Source organism: Sphingopyxis sp. JAI128, assembly GCF_014207235.1.
Lineage (GTDB): Bacteria > Pseudomonadota > Alphaproteobacteria > Sphingomonadales > Sphingomonadaceae > Sphingopyxis.
Genome location: NZ_JACHDA010000004.1, coordinates 401,904 through 420,744 on the forward strand (window position 1 = coordinate 401,904; position 18,841 = coordinate 420,744).

An 18,841-nucleotide genomic window follows, 5' to 3' on the forward strand; every position below is an offset into this window, starting at 1 on the left:
CAAGCTCCGTTACACCGCCCGCAAGCGGGAGGGGGATTTGAGCGTCATTGCCCTGATCGACTATGGCGCGGGCAATCTCCGCTCGGTGCAGAATGCGCTCGTCGCGGCGGGGGCGGACAATGTCGCCGTCACCGCCGATCCCGATGTCGTGGCGAGGGCCGACCGCATCGTGCTCCCCGGTGTCGGAGCGTTCGCGGCGTGCATGAACGGCCTGTCGGCCATTTCCGGTATGGTCGAGGCTATGGATCGGCGTGTTCGTTGGGAAGGCGCGCCCTTTCTCGGCATTTGCGTCGGCATGCAATTGCTCGCCGACGCGGGCGAGGAACATGGCACACACAAGGGCCTCGGCTGGGTCGGCGGCACCGTACGTGCCTTTGACCCGGCACCCGGCTTGCGCATCCCGCACATGGGCTGGAACGACGTCGTGCCGAGTTTCGGGCATCCGGTGATCGCCGCGGGCGAGGCCTATTATCTCCACGGCTATCATTTCGCCGACGCGGTCGATGTCGCCGCCACCAGCAGCCATGGTTCGACCTTCACCGCGGCGGTGGCGAAGGACAATATCGTCGGCGTCCAGTTCCACCCCGAAAAAAGCCAGGTTTACGGCCTCGCAACCTTGGAGAGATTTCTAGCATGGCGCCCGTAGATCCTGGCCTGACCATCTTCCCCGCGATCGACCTGAAGGGCGGGCAGGTCGTGCGGCTTGCCGAGGGCGATATGGCGCGCGCCACCGTCTATGGCGACGATCCGGCGGCGCAGGCGCGGCTGTTCGCTGACGCAGGCGCGTCGCATCTCCATGTCGTCGATCTCGACGGCGCCTTCGCGGGTGCGAGCGTCAACGGCGACGCTGTCGAGAGCATCGTCGCGGCTTTTCCGGGAAAGGTTCAGGTCGGCGGCGGCATCCGTAACCGGGAAGGCGTGGATCGCTGGCTCGCGCTCGGCGTCGAGCGGGTGATCATCGGCACCGCGGCGCTCAAGGATCCCGAGTTCGTCAAATCGGCAGCGCGCGACCTTCCCGGCCGGATCGTCGTCGGCGTCGATGCGAAAGGCGGCATGGTCGCGACCGAGGGCTGGGCCGACGTCTCCGACGTTCGGGTCGAGGATCTGGCGCGCCGCTTCGAGGACGCCGGCGTCGCGGCTTTGCTCTTCACCGACGTCGGGCGCGACGGGCTGCTCAAGGGCTGCAATGTCGAGGCGACCGTCGCGCTGGCCAAGGCGGTCGCCATTCCGGTGATCGCCAGCGGCGGGGTCGCGGATATCGGCGATATCCACGCGCTTCGCCCCCACGTCGCCAGCGGTATCGAAGGCGTCATCACTGGCCGCGCGCTCTACGACGGCCGCCTCGATCTGGCCGAAGCCATAGCGGCAGGGGCGCCATGACCGTCCGCGTTCGCGTCATCCCCTGCCTCGACGTGGCCGATGGGCGCGTCGTGAAGGGCGTCAATTTCGTCGACCTGCGCGATGCGGGCGATCCGGTCGAGGCGGCGCGGGCCTATGATGCAACGGGCGCCGACGAGCTTTGCTTTCTCGACATTTCGGCGAGTCATCAGGGGCGCGGCACCCTGCTCGACATGGTCGCCCGCACTGCCGAGGTTTGCTTCATGCCGCTCACCGTCGGCGGCGGGGTGCGTAGCGCGGACGACGCGCGCGCGCTGCTGCTCGCGGGCGCCGACAAGGTCGCGGTGAACAGCGCGGCGGTCGCGCGGCCCGAATTGGTCGCCGACATCGCCGATCGTTTCGGCAGCCAGTGCGCGGTCGGCAGCATCGACGCGCGGCGTGTCGGCGACGGCCGGTGGGAAATCTTCACCCATGGCGGACGCAAGCCGACCGGCATCGACGCGCTCGACCACGCCGTGCGCCTCGCCACCCTTGGCGCGGGCGAATTGCTCGTCACCAGCATGGACCGCGATGGCACCAGGGACGGCTATGACCTCGCGCTCATCCGTGCGATCGCCGATGCCGTGAGCGTGCCCGTGATTGCATCGGGCGGCGTCGGCAACCTCGACCATCTGGTCGCCGGCGTGGTCGAAGGCGGTGCGAGCGCGGTGCTCGCCGCGAGCATCTTCCACTTTGGCGAAGCGACGATCGCCGACGCGCACGCGCGGCTGGCGGCCGCGGGATTGCCGGTTCGCGCGCATTAAATTGCGTCCTCGGGGTATTCAGGCGCAAAAGCGGCTGCAATAGAAGCCCGATGACCGCAAAGCTCCGCCTCGCCGACCGCACCAACGACATCTTCCCGATCCTCGGCTTCGTGGCCGCGATGGCGAGCCTTGCGATGCCGCTCAACCCCTGGTTCGTCGCCTTCATCCTCTGCGGCGCGGTCGTCGCGGCGGTCCACCATGCCGAGGTGATCGCGCACCGCGTCGGCGAACCCTTCGGCACGCTGCTCCTCGCGCTCGCGGTGACGGTGATCGAGGTCGGGCTGATCCTCACGCTGATGCAGGCCGAACCCGAAAAGGCCCAGACGCTCGCGCGCGACACGGTGTTCGCGGCGGTCATGGTGATCCTCAACCTCCTAATGGGGCTCTGCCTTTTGAGCGGGGCGATCCGCCATCACGAACAGCGTTTCCAGCGTACCGGCATGGGCGCCGCACTTGCCACGCTGACGGTGCTGACGGTCGTCTCGCTGGTGCTACCCAATTTTACTTCGAGCGCGCCGGGGCCCTTCTATTCGGCGACCCAGCTCGGCTTCGTCGCGGTGGTGTCGCTGATTCTGTATGCGACCTTTGCGCTCGTCCAGACGGTGCGCCACCGCGACTATTTCCTTCCCGATGGCGATGCCGACGGCGACGGGGTGCCCGACGCGCACGCCCCGCCGCCGAGCGTGCAGCGCACCGCCATGTCGGGCGCGCTGCTCCTCGCCAGCCTCGTCGCGGTCGTGCTGCTCGCCAAAAATCTTTCGCCGGTGATGGGCGCGCTGCTTGCCGACTGGGGCGCGCCGCCCGCGGTGCTCGGCGTGCTGATCGCGGCGCTGATCCTCGCGCCAGAAGGACTCGCCGCGGTGCGCGCGGCGAAGGCCGATCGCCTCCAGACCAGTCTCAACCTCGCCCTGGGCTCGGCGCTCGCGACCATCGGGCTCACCATCCCGGCGGTCGCGATCCTTTCGATCGTCGCCGACTTGCCGATCGGCCTCGGACTCGATGCCAAGTCGACCGTGCTGCTGTTCCTGTCGCTGATCGTGTCGGTGCAGACGCTGGCGAACGGCCGCACCACGGTGCTGCAAGGGGTGATCCATCTGATGCTGTTCGCGATCTACCTGTTCACGACCTTCGTGCCGTAATTCGGTTTCAGCTTTGCTGAAAGCAGGCGGCACCGGGGCGGGCCGGTGCCGCCTCGAACATCAAGTCCTCCGCACGAACACCGTCCCCGCGCTATACCCCGCCCCGAACGAACAGATCAGCCCGGTGTCGCCCGCGACCATATCCGCATGGTTCAGGTGGAACGCGATGATCGACCCCGCACTCGACGTATTGCCATAGGTGTCGAGCACCGTCGGGCTTTCATCCTCGCTCGCCTCGTGACCCAGAACCCTTTGCGCGATCAGCCGGTTCATATTGGTGTTCGCCTGGTGCAGCCACAGCCGGCGCATGTCGGCCCCCGCGAGCCCCAGCACCTCCATCTGCTCGACGATCATGTTCGCGACCATCGGCACCACTTCCTTGAACACCTTGCGGCCTTCCTGGACGAAAAGCTTGTCCGACTTCGGCCCCGACTGGTCGATCCCGCCGTGGCCGCGGTTCAAAAAGCCGAAATTGTTGCGGATGTTGTTGCTGAACTGGGTTTTGAGCTTGGTGCCCAGGATATCCCAGTGCCCGGCAGGCGCGATATCCTTATCCTCGACGAGGATTGCAGTCGCGACGTCGCCGAAGATGAAATGGCTGTCGCGGTCGCGCCAGTTCAGATGCCCCGAACAGATTTCGGGGTTCACGACGAGTACGCTCTTTGCATGGCCGGCGCGGATATAGTCGGCGGCGGTCTGGATGCCGAAGGTCGCCGACGAGCAGGCGACATTCATGTCGAAGCCGAAGCCGTCGATGCCAAGCGCGTCCTGGATCTCGACCGCCATCGCCGGATAGGGGCGCTGCATGTTCGACGCGGCGCACAGCACGGCATCGACGTCGGCCGCGTCCCGCCCCGCGCGCGTCAGCGCGTCTTTCGCCGCCGCAACGCCGATTTCGGCGAGGATCGAGATTTCGTCGTTGCTGCGCTCGGCAATGCGCGGTGCCATGTGCGTCGGGTCGAGAATCCCTGCCTTGTCGACGACGAAACGCGACCCGATACCGCTCGCCTTCTCGATGAATTCGACACTCGATTCCGTCAGTGCAGGCACTTCGCCTGCCGCGATCGCGGCCGCATTTTCCCTATTGTGCAGCGCAACATAGGCGTTAAAACTGGCGACAAGTTCTTCGTTGGAGATCGCTTCGGCGGGGGTGAAAAGGCCGGTTGCCGAAATGACCGGTTGCGGTGCGTTGGACATGATGGACCTGCGTGTGTCTTATGATTTCAAGACACGCTGATTAGGCCCCGCCGCGGCATCGCGCAACGCCCCGTGATTTGCTGAACGCGTGCCGACGCGATGGTTAACCTGCCACTAACCAATATGGTGGCAGACTGTCAGATGCAGGCCTCCGGGGGGATGGCTCCCCGGGCGCCGTGCGGGAGCATGACCATGGCGACGCGTTCAGGACCGGCCGCAGGCGACCTGTCCCTTTCCGAGATCAAGGAATTTGCGGGCTTTCCCGCGGCGACCCAGCGCTATATCCGCCGTTCGCTCGATATCGGACTCGAACGCGACGACGCGATCGCGCGCTGGTCGCGCGACATGGTCGAGGAAACCGCGATCCGTGTGCAGGCGCGCGTCTATCAGCGCATCGCCGAGATTCGCGGCCATATCCCCGACGATAGCGGGCTCGACGCGCTCGAAGGTTTCATGGCGCCGCTCATCGCCGTGTCGGCCTTCGACTTGGGGCAGGATCGCCTGCCCGGTTTCGCCTCCTATCGCTTCCTTTACGAGCGGCTGCTCGGCGCGCATGCGCGGCCGTGGCTGCCCGGCGCCTTCTGCGCCGCGGCATCGCTGCCGCACCTTCACCCCGACAAGCGCAAGACGTTGCTCCAGTCGATCAGCGAAGCCGCCGCCACCGCCCCCGGCTGGTCGGCCCGCGAGCCGAGCTTCTACCCCGAATGGGTCGACAAGATCGACGAGACCAAGCCCGCGAATTAACCAACGTCGGCATTGGGGTGGGAAGGGGACATTGCTCATTTAGCTTCGTCACCCCGGACTTGATCCGGAGTCCATGACTTCGACGCCGCGATGGATCCCGGATCAAGTCCGGGATGACGGGGGGAGGAATAAGGACCGCAACCGGTCGTTAACTGCCAAAGGCGCCGATCTGGGTCGAATGACCGGAATCGACCGTTAATCGCCGCATCGGCCATCCGGGCGCGGGCTACGCCGCCATGTCGTGCAGTTCGGCGCCGATCACCGTCACCGCTTCGTGCAGCTTCGCGGCGATCACGGCGGCTTGCGCCGCGCCGAGGCCGTCGACCGTCACCTCGATCCGCATCAGCCCCCGCTCGACCCGCATCTGCATCGCCGCGGGCATGATCGCCCGCTGCGCGAAGAAACCCGCGACGCGCGGCAGCGAATGCGGGTCGGGCATCGCGTCGATCCGGAATCGGTGCATCAGGCGGCGGCCCGTTCGGCGCCGGCGATCGCGGCTTCGGCCATTTCGTCGGCGACGATCGCGGGTGATCGCGCTTCGCGTGCCGCGCGTTCGAGCAATGCTCCGACCCGCGGGGCGATCGCCGCGACCCGCGCTTCGACCTCCGCCTCGGTTTCGCCCAGATATTCTGCCGATACATTGATGATCCCGCCCGCATTGACGACATAGTCGGGCGCATAGGCGATGCCGCGTTCGAGCAGCAGCGCCGCGACATCGGGTGCCGCGAGCTGGTTGTTCGCGGCGCCGCAAACCAGCTTTGCCTTCAGCTTGCCGACCGTTTCATGGGTCAGCGCGCCGCCGAGCGCACAGGGCGCGAAAATGTCGGCGTCGACCCCCGCGATGGCATCGGCGTCGACCACCTCGGCGCCCAGGATCGCGCGCAGCCGGTCGCGGCGCACGGGGTCGGGATCGGCGATCACCAGATGCGCGCCGGCGTCGGCGAGGCGGCGGCACAGGTCGGCGCCGACATTGCCCGTGCCCTGTACCGCGACGGTCAGCCCCTTGAGGTCGCGGCCGAGCGCGAAGTCGGCGGCGACGCGCATCGATTCGAACACGCCCTTTGCGGTCCAGGGCGACGGATCGCCCCCGGCGCGGCCTTCGGCGGACGGCAATCCGGCGACATGGCGCGAGACGCTGGCAACTTCCTCCATGTCGGCAACCGTTGTCCCGACATCCTCGGCGGTGACATAGAGCCCGCCGAGATTCTCGACCGCGCGGCCAAAGGCGCGGAACAGCGCCACGCGGTCATAGTCGCCCTCGGGGCGCCGCAGCACCGCCTTGGCCCCGCCGAGCGGCAGCCCGGCGAGTGCATTCTTGTAGCTCATGCCTTCCGCCAGCCGCATGGCATCGCCAAGCGCGTGGCGCATGTCGGGATAGGACCACAGCCGACAGCCGCCGGCGCCCGGCCCGAGCGTCGTCGAGTGGATCGCGATGAAGCCGTCGAGCCCCGATTCGAGATCGTACAGGCGCACGCATTCGAGCGGCGGGGCCAGGCGGGCAAGACGAACGACCATAAGACACTCCTTCGAACAAGGAATGCATGATCGCATCGAAGCGCAGGACAATCTTGCCTTGAATTGCGAGGCAAGGCGGCATTTTGGGGATTATCTATCCCCATCATTCACGATATAGGGAACAGATGACCGATCTGGACCCATTCGAGATAAAAATCCTCCGCGAATTGCAGCGCGACGCGAATCAGACGACGGCCCAGGTCGCCGAACGGGTGGGCCTGTCGGTGTCACCGTGCTGGCGGCGGATCGACCGGCTCGAACGCGACGGCTTCATCCGCAAGCGCGTTGCGATCGTCGACCGGCGCAAGGTCGGGCTCAACGCGCATGTGTTCGCGCAGGTCAAGCTCAACGCCCATGGCCGCGCCAATCTCGACGAGTTCAGCGCCGCGATCCGCGGCTTTCCCGAAGTGCTCGACGCCTATGTGCTGATGGGAACGACCGACTTCATGCTGCGGATCGTCGCCAGGGACATCGACGCCTATGAAAGCTTCTTCTTCGACCAGCTGAGCAAATTGCCGGGGGTGCAGGAAATCAATTCGACCGTCGCGTTATCCGAAATCAAGGCGACGACCGAACTGCCGCTGGGATAGGGGCCGGGCGTTCCGCCGCAGCGCTATTTGCGGCGATAGCGGAAATACCAGATTTCGTGTCCAAAGTCAATTATACCATTGAATTGTATAATATTTATCTGGAATGGCTTGCTTGGAAAGTGGGCGGGCAATCACCCAGCAATCACCAATTTCTTGATCATTAGAATCCGCGTGTCGGGGGCAAAAGTCTCGTCCATGCGATACCTGCCTGGAGGAGCCGTTTCGGGCTCGCGCAATAAAGACGGAGTTGCCTACGGGCGAGGTTGAGCGTGGAACAGCAAGGATCGGCGCGTCGCGCATGCCTATGCGTCGTCAGTCGCCTTCGCTGTGATGCCCCTAGCGAACAGCCCGACAATCTCGCGAGCATAACTGTCGATGAGATCGGCATTTAGGGCGCCATCACCCAGAATTGCGCGGCGCCGCGCAACTGAGGAAAAGAGATGCGAGCAGGCGCCGTCGATCGCAACGCTCATCAGTCCCGCGTCAACTTCGCGGAACTCTCCGAGGCGAATGCCTTCGGCGATAACGACGGCTCGTGCGTCGGCAACCGGTTTCACAAGCGCCAGCCCGACGCGTTCCGAGGCCTTGGGCGACCCGTCGCGCAGAAGCTTTTCCAGCAGGCGGTGCAAATAGGGGCGCTTAAAATAGGCTTCGATCAGGCCCCGGATATGCGACGCTATCTTCTCGGTCGGCTTGAGATCAGAAGCCAGAAGGCGGTCGAGGTTGGCGAGTGCGAGCTCGGCGTCGGCCTCGGCGATAGCGAGCATGAGTCCTTCGCGGTTGCCGAAGTAATAGCTCACCAGCGCAATGTTGGTGCCGGCGCGCTCTGAAATGTCGGCGAGAGGCACGTCGACCAACTCTCTCTCGGTCATCAGCGACCGCGCCGCATCGAGAATGCGCTGCGATGTCGGTTCGGACGGCCGCGCCGCTTGTCTCACGCTATTTACCTCTCGGCTCGCCCCGGAAGCGGGGGCCATGCTCGTCGAGCAAGGGCGCATTTCCGAGGGCCGTGTCAAGCGGCGCGGCAAAGCGGACGGGGTGCGCCATGCTGTAATAGGGTCCTTCACTCGGATGATTGCTTGGCCGGAAGAAGTTGGTGGCAGAAAGATGAGGGTCATCCATGATGTCCGACAGATCGCGAACCATCTGGGCGGGAAGCTGCGCTGCATGGCATTTGGCAACGAGCTCGGCGCTCGTGAAATTTGGGGTGAGGCGCGTCACTTCCCTGTAAAGAAGCCCCGAGTTTGCTGTCCGGAGCTTGCGGGTGGAAAACCGTTCGTCCTCCAGAAAGCCGGGATTGCCGAGCAGCCCGAAAAGGCGCGGCCAGGCGTCGTCCGTGTAGGCAACAATGCTGACGAACCCGTCCGAGGTCGGAAAGGGCTGGCGGTCCGGATCGATCTGTCGAAAATATCCGGCCGGCGCGTTCGGCGGATCGAAGGTGAGGCCCGCGAGATGTTCGATCAGCATGAAATGGCTGAAGGCCTCGAACATCGGTATCTCGACTTTCTGACCTTCACCGGTCCGCAGCTTGTGGATGATTGCCGCAAGCACCGCGTAGACCGCATGCAGCCCGGCCACCTTGTCGGCTATCAGCGATGGGAGGTAGCGAGCGCGCGGATCTTCGTCGACGCGCGGCAGCAAGGATGCAGTTCCCGTCGCCGCTTGAATCACATCGTCATAGGCCTGTAGCTCGGCATAAGGGCCGTCCTGTCCGAAGCCCACGCAGTGTGCATACACGATGCCCGGGTTGAGCGCTTTGACAGTCTCATAGTCGAGGCCAAGCCGCTCCACCGCCTTGCCGCGGACGTTGAGTATGAACACGTCGGCCCCGCGAAGCAGGTCTTGCATGACCGCAAGATCCCGAGCAACCTTGAGATCGAGCGCGACGGACTGCTTGCCGCGATTGATCGCGAGAAATCCGGGACTCATGCCGGGCGTCACTGCGGCCTTTCCGGTCCAGCGGAAGCTGTCTCCGGCGCCGGGGGTCTCGATCTTGACGACCTCGGCTCCAAGATCGACCAGAATCTGGGTCGCATAGGGGCCAAAGACGACGCTTGTCAGGTCAACGATCCGAACACCTTCGAGAAGTTTTTTCGCGTCGCCTGCCGCGATCCCCTTGCTTTGAGCACTCCACATGCACGGCCTCCCAATGAATTAAAACTATTTTTAAGATTGTTAAATTCATTTTTAAGACCGGTCAATCCTGTGTCATGCTTGGACTTTTCAAAGGTCTGACTGGCCTGCTGAGATGGCCTCAAGCCAAGGCTCTTCGATTGTCGATCACGCGCGGCGATCAATGCCGCGCTGGCGCGCCCGTGGATCCGTCAATTCGCCACTCTGATATGTCACAGAGCCAAAAGCGTCGCGAGAATTGGCTTCTTGTGAGAGCAAGATCCTGAAAACAAAACGATTTCCAAGATAGGTATTAATTGTATTGACGATTAAGATGTTTCTTCATAATTCTGCAGGCCTTGAAGCGAAGAGTCCGAAGAATCGGGCCACGCGTTTATGAGGGAGGATGGCTAGATGAAGAGGCTCGTTCGGACGTCGCTGGTGCTCAGCACCCTGTTGATGAGCGGTTATGCCGCGCCGGTGTTCGCACAGTCGACGGCGCCGGTTGATGACGCCGCGGAAGGCCAGTCATCCGGCGGCATCCAGGAAATCGTCGTCGTCGCTCGCAAGACCGAGGAAAGTCTGCAGACCGTTCCGGTCGCGGTCAGCGCGGTTACTGGTGACATGCTCGACAAGCAGTCGATCACCAGCGTTACCCAGCTTCAGACGACCACTCCCAATCTCACTTTCTCGAGCGCCGTGGCCCAGCCGGGCTCGGCAACCGTGTTCATTCGCGGACAGGGCTCCTCCGACGGCCTGATTGCCATCGACCAGGCGGTGGGTGTGTACATCAACGGCATCTATTCGGCTCGCTCGACCGGTGGCGCATTCGACATGGTCGACGTCCAGCGTGTCGAAGTGCTGCGTGGACCGCAGGGCACGCTGTTCGGTCGCAACACGACCGGTGGCGCGATCAATATCATCCCCAACGAACCGAGCACGGCGGGTTTTGATGCCGAAGCGCGCTTCGACTATGGCAACTTCAACACCATTCTCGCGCGCGGCATGATCAATATCCCGATGGGCGAGGCTCTTGCCGCGCGCGTCGTCTATCAGCACCGCGAGCACGACGGATATGGCCGGAACCTGGCACTCGATCGCGAGCTTGGTACGGCAAATTCCGACTTTTTTCGCGTCAGCTTCAAGCTTGAGCCGCCAGGCTCGCGCTTCAGCGCGCTCTTCTCGGCCGACTATACCAAGTACAAGGATACGGGCGAGCTGGTCGGCCTCAAATCGGTAACCCTCGGGAACGCCACCTCGCCGCAGCAGCTCGTCATCGGCGCCTGCAACGGCACCGCGCCCGTTCCGGCGCTGAATGCCTTGCAACCCTTCTGCCCGGCGGTCGCGCGCGGTCCGCTCCAGAATTACATCTACGGCCAGAACGGCAACGACAATATTCACAACGTCTACCAGAACACGCCGGGCTATGGCATCTCGAAGACGCATGGTGCGTCGGGCATCTTGCAATATGAGTTCTCCGACGCAGCCTTGCTCAAGAGCACGACAGCATGGCGCGGCGTCTATCTGAATTCGCTCAGCGACAATGACGGCACCCCCTATCTGTTCACCGGCGGCGTTGCGCCGTTCGCGGGTAACGTCATCGACCAGGACCAGTTCAGCCAGGAACTGCAGCTCTCTGGCAAGCTCGATCGTCTCCAATATATTCTTGGCGCCTTCTACTTCGTCGAGAACGGCACCGACCGCTCACGCTCGGCGAGCCTGTTCCCGGTCTCGCCGGCTATCGGCATCGTCGATGGCACGATCCGCAACCGCAGCGCCGCGGGTTTCGGTCAGCTGATTTATGAAGTCATCGACGGCGTCCGACTGACCGCGGGTGTTCGTTATACCGAGGACAAGCGCACCCTCGTATCGCGCAACCGCGATCTCAACTTCTTTACCAACGCCCAGGTATCGTCGATCCCGACCTTGCTTGACGGCGACCCGAGCGATCCGTTCCGCGCAACCTTCAGCCGCTCGTTCAACTATTGGTCGTACCTCGCGAGCGCCGACTGGCAGGCGACTGACAATATCTTCCTCTATGCAAAGACCAGCCGTTCACAGCGCTCGGGCGGGTTCAACACCCGCGCGGTTGCGGGCGGAAATCCGCCGATCAGTTTCTCGCCGGAAGAAGTGACCGACTATGAAATCGGTGCGAAGATCGACGCGTTCGACCGTCGCGTTCGGCTCAACCTCGCGGCGTTCGATTCCGACGTGAAGAATGTGCAGCGCAACCTGATCGGCGTTGCCGGCACTCGCCTGGTGTCAGGCGTGGCCAATGCCGCGAGCGCGCGCATTCGCGGTCTTGAAGCCGAACTCACGGTCGTACCTGTCGAAGGGCTGACGCTCGGCGCGAACTTCGGTTACACCGATCCGAAGTACAAGCGGTTCATCAACAGCCTCGACAACACCGACTGGCAAGACGCCGCGTTCCCCTACACGCCGAAATATACCCTCGGCCTGACGGGCGACTATGAATATGAAATCGCGAATGCAGGCACGCTCCGGCTCAGGGTCGATTACGGGTGGCGGTCGAAGCAATATGGCGCGCCGATGCAGCTCGCCGCCGCGGCGCGGGTCGGCCTCACTCCCGAACAGATCGATGCCGGCAACGCGGCGCTGCAGAAAACGTCGCTTATCCCGAGCTACGGCATCCTGAACGGGCGCATCGCGTTCGAACTCGACGATCCGGACCTCGAGATCGCCTTCTACGCACGCAACATCACGCAGAAGAAATACTTCACGCGCCTGCTGTCGCTCGAGAACACGCCGTTCGGGATCACGGCCTATACGCCGGGCGATCCGCGCACCTACGGTGTGTCGCTAACTTGGCGCTACTGACGCGCTCCATCTCCAACGCTCCGATCCCGGCAAAAAGGGGCATTACCGATCGGAGTAACCTGAGGCCGGGGGCAGGATCTGCCTCCGGCTCATTTTTTGGTAACAGACAGCAAGAGGATCGATGATGACCGTGCCTGCCCTCACTCCCAAGCCCGACCATGTCCCCGATGAGCTTGTCGTCGACTATGACTATATCCGCCCGGCGGGGATGGAGGAGGAGGGGGTCTACAAGGCAGTCAAGCGCCTCCATGCGGGACCAGACATCATCTGGAGTCCGCGGCACGGTGGGCACTGGATGGTAACCCGCGCCGAGGACGTCAAATTCGTCCAGGAAAATTACGAAGTCTTCAGCCACGAGGAATTCATGATTCCGCGGGCGCTGATGCCGCTGAAGCCACTTCCGCTGGCGGTGGATCCGCCCAATCACGCGCGTTACCGCGCGGTGATCAACCCGGGATTCACGCCGAAGAATGTCGCGCGCATGCGCGTCGAGGCTCGCGAGCTCACGATCGAGCTGATCGAGAATATCCGGCCCAATGGCGGCTGCGAATTTCTGAGCGAGTTCGCACGCGTGATGCCCGTCACGATGTTCCTTCGCATCGTCGACCTGCCGCTCGATCGCCGTGAAGAGTTCGTCGAGTGGGGCATCGCGATCATGTCGGCCTACGATCCGGCGCAGCGCATGGCGGCGATGATGCGGGTCCGCGAATATCTGAAGACGATCCTCGACGAGCGCGAAGGCGGGGACGGCGAGGATCTGCTCACGCGGGTGGCTGCCTGGCGCAGCAACCCGCGCTTCCAGTCGGATGAAGAGACGCTGTCGATGGCGAGCCTTTTGTTCGTGGGGGGCCTTGATACGGTCGCTTCCTCGCTTTCCTACATCACGCATTACCTCGCTCAGCACCCCGAGATGCAGGCGCGCCTCCGCCGCGAACCGGAACTCATCCCGGCGGCGTCAGAGGAATTTCTCCGCCGCTTCGGCCTCTCGAACACCGGCCGGATTCTGACTCGCGACTTTGAATATAAGGGCGTCCTGTTCAAGAAGGACGAGATGATCATGGTCCCGAACAATCTCTCCGGGATCGACGAACGGCGATACAAATGTCCGATGGATGTCGACCTCGACCGGGGGACGACACCCGCCGATCACAACACGTTCGGCAACGGCCCGCACAAATGTGTCGGCGCGCCGCTTGCGCGAGCGGAAATCCAGGTCTTCCTCGAAGAGTTCCTCACTCGGGTCCCGGAATTCCGGCTCGATCCCGACAAGCAGAATGTCGAGCATTGCGGGTCAGTGCCGGGCTTCGACGAACTGCATCTGCGTTGGGACTGACGATATCTTGACATAATTTCAAATAGTGTCAGAACGTCACCTATAACGAATCCGAACGATCGGGAGAGAGACATGGCCACCGTTCTGCCACGCCTGGAAGATCTGGAAGACAAGAGCTTCGACGCCTTTGCCGTTGAACGCATGTCGCGCGGTGATGCCGAGGATCCCTATCCGCGCCTTCACGAATTGATGCGCGCGGGCAGCGTCCATGAAGGCAGCTATCGCAAGATGTTCACGGACATTCCCGACGTCCAGCTCGGGCATATGCGCCAGTTCATGGTCGTCGGCTATGACGCTTGCATACGCGTCCTCATGGATCCGGAGAATTTCCGCAATCATGAGGTCTTCAAGCATAGTTTGGGCAAAAGCTTCGGCCGCACGATCACGGTCATGGATGCGCCCGAGCATGGCCGCTACCGCAAGGTGTTCCAGAAGGCCTTCCTCCCGCAGATTGTGCGCCAATGGGGCGAAAGCGTTGTCGATCCCGTCGTAGACGATCTAATGGGCAAGTTCGAACGCCGCGGCGAGGCCGACCTGATCGAGGAATATACCCATCATTTCCCGTTCCAGGTCATCTACCGGCAGCTCGAACTGGATGCCGAACAGGCGCCGATCTTTCACAAGCTGGCCGTCGCGCAATTGCTCTCGACGATCGGTGCTCCGCAAGGCGCCGAATCGACCGCCAAGCTTGGCACCTTCTTTCAGCAACTGCTCGACATGCGCCGCGCCAATCCCGGCACCGATCTCGTAAGCCATCTGGCGACGGTAGAGGCCGACGGCGAGCGCCTGCCCGACGATGTGCTGACTTCGTTCCTGCGGCAGCTGATGAACGCCGGCGGCGACACCACCTATCGCGGCACCAGCGTTCTGCTGACCTGCCTCCTCAACAATCCCGAGCAACTCGAAGCGGTCCGCAACGATCGAGACCTTATCCCGCAAGCAATCGACGAAGCGTTGCGCTGGGACGGACCGGTCACCTCTACGTTCCGCTATACGGCAAATGATGCCGAGGTCGACGGCACGGTCATTCCGGCGGGTTCGATGGTCAACGTCGTCCTGGGGTCGGCAAACCGCGATCCGCGCAAATATGAAAATCCGGACCGCTTCGATATCTTCCGCGCCAAGTCGGTGCGGCCGATCCCCTTCGCGAGCGGGCCGCATGTCTGCATCGGCCAGCATCTCGCACGCGTGGAGATGACCCGGGCGTTGAACGCGATTCTCGATCGGCTGCCGAACCTCCGCCTCGATCCGTCGAAGCCGGCCCCCGCGATCAAGGGCTATCTGCTCCGCGTGCCCGATCACCTGCACGTCCTGTTCGACCCCGCCTGAGGGCGGGGTCGCACATAGTCAGTCCTTCTTCGCTTCGGCGTGCTTCCAGACCTCGGCGCCATGCACCGCGTCGATTTCCAGTTCCGCGACCTCGGACACGCGAAGGATCAGCATGTAGATGCCGATGACGTGCAGCAACTCGACGAGCTGGCGATCGTCGTAGAAGGCTTTCACGGCGCCGAACGCATAATCGTCGACGCGGACCGCTTTCACCGTCTGCCGGGTGAACGCCAGAAGCGCCTTCTCGCGCTCGTCAAACACCGGATCCCCGAAGCGGTCGTCGGCGATCGCGTCGACTTTCTCTTTCGAAATACCCATCGCGGCCGCGACCTGCTCATGCTGCGCCCACTCATAGGCGCCGCGATCGAGGTGCAGCACGGCAAGGATGACGATCTCGCGCTCGAGCGGAGGCAAGGTCGTGTCGGTCATCATCGCGCGGATCAGCATACCCATGCCGGGTTGAAGGGTCTTCGCCTGGGCGAGCAGGCGCGAAAGGTTGAGCTTCGCGCTCGGACTGCTCTCATAGGCTTCGCGCTGCGCCGGAGTCATGTCGGCAGGATCGAGCAGGCCGATACGGCTGATCGAACGTCCAGTGTCTGTCATCTTGTCGCCTTTCACTTGCGCGGGCCGGGTTTCCGGTTGGGCCAAAACCGGCGCGGCGATCAGGGCAGCCACGAAGAAAATCAGGCCGACAGGCTTCATTTTCGCTCTCCCTCTTCCCGGATTCCGCACCGGTTGTTGATTGGACCTTGCAACAATCCGCCCGTGTCGGCAATCTAATCGTTATAAAAAGATATACGATTATTCGGCTCGACAAGCCTGAGGGAAGAGCGATGAAAGACTTGCCGCGCACGATCGAAGAGGTTGACCTCGCTTGGCTGCGCGGGGCGCTCGGGACGGAGCACCCAGGCCCGGAAATCACCGGGATGCGGATCGTCGAGATCATTCACGGCGCCTGCACGAAGCTTCGGATCGAGATCGACGCAGACCATGACTTTCTGCCTCGGCGCGTCATCATGAAAGCCGGCTTCGAGCCGCACAGCGAAGCCATGGCGCATATGCACGCGAATGAAATGCATGCCTATCGGGACTTCGTACCGACCATCGAAACCAACAGCCCGCGCTGCCTGCTTGCCGCCGAGGATAGCCACGGACGCGCGTTGGTGATCCTCGAAGACCTCACGCTCCGCGATGTCGAGTTCCAGTCGCTTCACCGTCCACTCGACCGCTCGACCGCCGCCGCCTTTCTGGAGGGGCTCGCGCGCCAACACGCACGCTGGTGGGATGAGAAGAGTTCGCTGTTCGCGCGCTTCCCCTGGCTGCCCGACACGAGCGAGGCGCGCTTCCACCATTATTTCGGCATCCTCACCGATCCTTCGCGCTTCGAAGAGTTTACGGTGCGGCCGCGCTGCGCCGCCATGCCGCGCGACCTGCTCGATCCGGCCCGCATCCGCGCCGCTCATGGGGCGATGCGGGCGCATCACGAGACAATGCCGTTCACCGTGCTGCACGGCGACATGCACCTCGGCAATCTCTACCGCGACGCCGATGGCCGCCCTGGCTTCCTTGACTGGCAGCCGCGCGTCGCGCCTTGGTCGGTCGATGTCAGCTATTTTCTGGTGGCCGGTCTCGATCTCGTCGATCGGCGGCACTGGGAGCGCGACCTGCTTCGCCACTATCTCGATGGGCTTACCCGTCACGGGATCGATGCCCCGTCCTTCGAGGAGGCGTTTGCGGCCTATCGCCGCGATATCATATGGGGCCTGCTGATCTGGATGCTGAACGGATGGCAGTTCCAGACCGAAGCGGCCAACACCGCCGCTGCGTCACGCTTCGCGATGGCGATGATCGACCATGATGTCTTCGCGGAGCTGGGTGTATGATCCCGGCTGGCCTCGGAGGGGTCGACGCGGAGTTCCTGACCGGCTTGATGCAGGATCGCTTCCCGGGAATTCGGGTGGTTGACGCCGCGATCGAAGGAGAAATCCATGGCACGGCGACCAAAGCGCTCGTGCGGCTTGCATATGCGCCCGGCCCCCAGGGACCTGACACACTCTATGTGAAAGGCGGCTGGGAGGACGGCAGTGAAATCCTTCGACAGGTCGGGATCTTCGCGCGCGAGCCGCGTGTCTACGCCGAGCTCCTGCCAGGTCTTTCGGTAGCCGCGCCGCGCCATTTCGGTGCGATCTGGAGCGACGACATGCTTGATGGGGTCCTGTTGCTGGAGGATCTTGACGCGGCGGGAGCGAAGATCCGAACGCCCGAATCCGAGATCGCGGCGGACGAAGCCAATCTGGCCTTGAACGAACTCGCGCGATTGCATGGCGGGACCTTCGGTAGCGACCGGCTGCCCCGCGGAGCGTGGATCCGGGACCTCTTTTCCGACGCGGCCCGCGCCGGCTCCTATCTGAATTACATTCTCGAGGAAAAACAGCTCGAGCATTTCCTCGCGCTTCCCCGCGGCGCAGGCATTCCGGATCGGCTTCGCGACCCGGATGCCATCCGCCAAGCCTTCGCCCAGACATTGGCCTTCGCGCGCGCGGATACCGATCATATGCTGCTCCATGGCGATGCGCATATCGGCAACTCCTATATCGATCGCGTGGGCAAGCCGGCTTTCCTTGACTGGCAGTGCGTGTCGCGCGGCGGATGGGCCTATGATGTCGCCTATTATCTCGTCTCGACGCTTAGCCTCGACGAACGGCGCCGTCAGGAGGAATATCTGCTGCTCGACTATCTCGGCTATCTCGAGATAGCCGGCGGGCCCAGGCTCACACCGCGGCAGGCGATCGAGCATTACCGGTCTTATCTCTGCTACGGTTTTCTTGTCTGGCTGGCGAACAGCACAAGCTTCCAGCCCGAATCCTACAACGCGATTGTGGCTGCCCGGTTCGCCGAGGCGATGATCGACCATGGCATGGCGTAAAATGCCGATGAAAGCGAAAGTTCTGCAATGATGAAGGAAGACGAACTCGCCTCCGCTTACGCGCAGGTGATCCGCGGACGCCGCAGCATCAGGGGTTTTCAGAGCCGCCCCGTTCCGCAGGCCATGCTGCGCGACATCCTTGAACTGGCGATGAGGGCGCCCTCGTCGCTCAATTCGCAGCCGTGGAATTTCTATGTCGTGACCGGAGCGCCACTCGAGCGCATTCGCGAGGGAAATACAGAGCGCAATCTTGCCGGTGTGCCGTCATCGCGCGAGTTCCGCGGCAATGAGAAATATGAGGGCGTGCATCGCGAGCGCCAGGTCGGTGTCGCGCGGCAGTTGTTCGCGGCAATGGACATCGCGCGCGATGACAAACGCAAACGCCTCGAATGGGTATTGCGCGGCTTTCGGCAGTTCGACGCCCCGGCATGCATCGTCGTCACCTATGACCGCGTGCTTGTCGGCGGCGATATTGCCCCATTTGATTGCGGGGGTGTCACGAACGCGATCGTCAATGCGGCATGGGCGCATGGCCTCGGCTGCGTCATCAACAGCCAGGGCATCATGCAGTCGCCGGTGGTCCGCGAACATGCCGGGATTGCCGACGACCAGCTCATCATGATCTGTATCGCGATCGGCTATCCCGACGAGAGCTTCCCGGCCAATGGGGTTGTGTCCGAGCGCAAGTCCGTCGACGAAGCCGTTACCTTCGTCGGCTTCGACGATTAGGGTTTACTCGATCTCGGCGAGCAGGTGGCCGACCTCGTAGGTCTCGCCGATCTCGGCTAGAATCTTGATCTTGCCGCTCGCGGGGCTTTCCACCTCATTCGTCGATTTGTCGCTCTCGAGCGCATAAATCGGCTGGCCCTCGGTGACCTCGGCACCATCCTCGACCATCCATTCCGAAAGCAGCCCCTCGTTCATCGAGAAGCCGAGCTTGGGAAGCAGAACCTGCGTTGCCATTTGATGTCCTTCCT

General features: G+C 63.1%; 19 protein-coding genes. 12 read left to right on the plus strand and 7 right to left on the minus strand.

Annotated features, from left to right (window positions below; genetic code table 11):
- Positions 1–37: 37 nt before the first annotated feature.
- From hisH to HDC35_RS12585, 4 genes are read left to right on the plus strand one after another with little or no spacing between them, the layout of a single operon-like run.
- On the plus strand, positions 38–646 hold the full coding sequence (gene hisH / locus HDC35_RS12570; RefSeq protein ID WP_184647227.1) for an imidazole glycerol phosphate synthase subunit HisH: 609 nt from the start codon (positions 38–40) through the stop codon (positions 644–646).
- Positions 634–1,380 carry a 1-(5-phosphoribosyl)-5-[(5-phosphoribosylamino)methylideneamino]imidazole-4-carboxamide isomerase gene (gene hisA, locus HDC35_RS12575; RefSeq protein ID WP_184647229.1) on the plus strand — a complete coding sequence of 249 codons (747 nt, stop codon included), beginning with the start codon at positions 634–636 and terminating at the stop codon, positions 1,378–1,380. The genes hisH and hisA overlap by 13 nt, the downstream gene beginning before the upstream one ends.
- Positions 1,377–2,141, plus strand: a complete 765-nt coding sequence (gene hisF / locus HDC35_RS12580) for an imidazole glycerol phosphate synthase subunit HisF (protein WP_184647231.1) — start codon at positions 1,377–1,379, stop codon at positions 2,139–2,141. Before hisA ends, hisF begins: the two co-directional genes overlap by 4 nt.
- 50 nt (positions 2,142–2,191) lie before the next feature.
- A complete protein-coding gene (locus HDC35_RS12585; protein WP_184647233.1) occupies positions 2,192–3,280 on the plus strand; it encodes a calcium:proton antiporter in 1,089 nt (362 codons plus the stop codon).
- Positions 3,281–3,340: 60 nt separating this feature from the next.
- Here HDC35_RS12585 and HDC35_RS12590 read toward each other — a convergent pair whose 3' ends face one another.
- Entirely contained in the window at positions 3,341–4,477 is a 1,137-nt protein-coding gene (locus tag HDC35_RS12590; protein ID WP_184647235.1) for a beta-ketoacyl-ACP synthase III, read from the minus strand.
- A gap of 192 nt (positions 4,478–4,669) precedes the next feature.
- Here HDC35_RS12590 and HDC35_RS12595 point away from each other — a divergent pair, with 192 nt between their 5' ends.
- Positions 4,670–5,221, plus strand: a complete 552-nt coding sequence (locus HDC35_RS12595) for a hypothetical protein (protein ID WP_184647237.1) — start codon at positions 4,670–4,672, stop codon at positions 5,219–5,221.
- Positions 5,222–5,447: 226 nt separating this feature from the next.
- Here the strand turns inward: HDC35_RS12595 and HDC35_RS12600 are convergent, their stop codons facing one another.
- Both HDC35_RS12600 and HDC35_RS12605 read right to left on the minus strand, forming a co-directional pair.
- Positions 5,448–5,684, minus strand: a complete 237-nt coding sequence (locus HDC35_RS12600) for a hypothetical protein (protein WP_184647239.1) — start codon at positions 5,682–5,684, stop codon at positions 5,448–5,450.
- Positions 5,684–6,736: a Glu/Leu/Phe/Val dehydrogenase gene (locus tag HDC35_RS12605; RefSeq protein WP_184647241.1), complete on the minus strand. Its 1,053-nt coding sequence runs from the start codon at positions 6,734–6,736 to the stop codon at positions 5,684–5,686. The genes HDC35_RS12600 and HDC35_RS12605 overlap by 1 nt, the downstream gene beginning before the upstream one ends.
- Before the next feature lie 125 nt (positions 6,737–6,861).
- Here HDC35_RS12605 and HDC35_RS12610 point away from each other — a divergent pair, with 125 nt between their 5' ends.
- Entirely contained in the window at positions 6,862–7,326 is a 465-nt protein-coding gene (locus tag HDC35_RS12610) for an Lrp/AsnC family transcriptional regulator (protein WP_184647243.1), read from the plus strand.
- A 302-nt stretch (positions 7,327–7,628) separates the two neighbouring features.
- Here HDC35_RS12610 and HDC35_RS12615 read toward each other — a convergent pair whose 3' ends face one another.
- Both HDC35_RS12615 and HDC35_RS12620 read right to left on the minus strand, forming a co-directional pair.
- Complete coding sequence (locus HDC35_RS12615; protein WP_311770770.1) at positions 7,629–8,324, minus strand: TetR family transcriptional regulator; 696 nt, start codon at positions 8,322–8,324, stop codon at positions 7,629–7,631.
- Positions 8,266–9,462, minus strand: coding sequence for a CaiB/BaiF CoA-transferase family protein (locus HDC35_RS12620; protein WP_184647245.1), 1,197 nt, complete (start codon positions 9,460–9,462; stop codon positions 8,266–8,268). The genes HDC35_RS12615 and HDC35_RS12620 overlap by 59 nt, the downstream gene beginning before the upstream one ends.
- A 390-nt stretch (positions 9,463–9,852) precedes the next feature.
- Here HDC35_RS12620 and HDC35_RS12625 point away from each other — a divergent pair, with 390 nt between their 5' ends.
- From HDC35_RS12625 to HDC35_RS12635, 3 genes are all read left to right on the plus strand, one after another.
- Positions 9,853–12,276, plus strand: a complete 2,424-nt coding sequence (locus tag HDC35_RS12625) for a TonB-dependent receptor (RefSeq protein ID WP_184647247.1) — start codon at positions 9,853–9,855, stop codon at positions 12,274–12,276.
- Positions 12,277–12,397: 121 nt separating this feature from the next.
- The gene (locus HDC35_RS12630; protein WP_184647249.1) at positions 12,398–13,609 is read left to right on the plus strand and encodes a cytochrome P450; all 1,212 of its coding nucleotides are present in this window, start codon (positions 12,398–12,400) and stop codon (positions 13,607–13,609) included.
- A gap of 72 nt (positions 13,610–13,681) precedes the next feature.
- Positions 13,682–14,938, plus strand: coding sequence for a cytochrome P450 (locus tag HDC35_RS12635; protein WP_184647251.1), 1,257 nt, complete (start codon positions 13,682–13,684; stop codon positions 14,936–14,938).
- An 18-nt stretch (positions 14,939–14,956) separates the two neighbouring features.
- Here the strand turns inward: HDC35_RS12635 and HDC35_RS12640 are convergent, their stop codons facing one another.
- Complete coding sequence (locus tag HDC35_RS12640) at positions 14,957–15,640, minus strand: carboxymuconolactone decarboxylase family protein (protein ID WP_184647254.1); 684 nt, start codon at positions 15,638–15,640, stop codon at positions 14,957–14,959.
- Positions 15,641–15,771: 131 nt separating this feature from the next.
- Between HDC35_RS12640 and HDC35_RS12645 the strand changes: the two genes are divergently transcribed.
- Genes HDC35_RS12645 through HDC35_RS12655 form a run of 3 tightly spaced genes read left to right on the plus strand, consistent with a single transcriptional unit; the run spans position 15,772 to position 18,593 of the window.
- Positions 15,772–16,821: a phosphotransferase gene (locus HDC35_RS12645; RefSeq protein WP_184647256.1), complete on the plus strand. Its 1,050-nt coding sequence runs from the start codon at positions 15,772–15,774 to the stop codon at positions 16,819–16,821.
- Positions 16,818–17,864, plus strand: coding sequence for a phosphotransferase (locus HDC35_RS12650; RefSeq protein WP_184647258.1), 1,047 nt, complete (start codon positions 16,818–16,820; stop codon positions 17,862–17,864). The genes HDC35_RS12645 and HDC35_RS12650 overlap by 4 nt, the downstream gene beginning before the upstream one ends.
- 27 nt (positions 17,865–17,891) lie before the next feature.
- On the plus strand, positions 17,892–18,593 hold the full coding sequence (locus tag HDC35_RS12655; RefSeq protein WP_260397701.1) for a nitroreductase: 702 nt from the start codon (positions 17,892–17,894) through the stop codon (positions 18,591–18,593).
- A gap of 3 nt (positions 18,594–18,596) precedes the next feature.
- Here the strand turns inward: HDC35_RS12655 and HDC35_RS12660 are convergent, their stop codons facing one another.
- Entirely contained in the window at positions 18,597–18,827 is a 231-nt protein-coding gene (locus tag HDC35_RS12660; protein WP_184647260.1) for a biotin/lipoyl-containing protein, read from the minus strand.
- Positions 18,828–18,841: the final 14 nt, after the last annotated feature.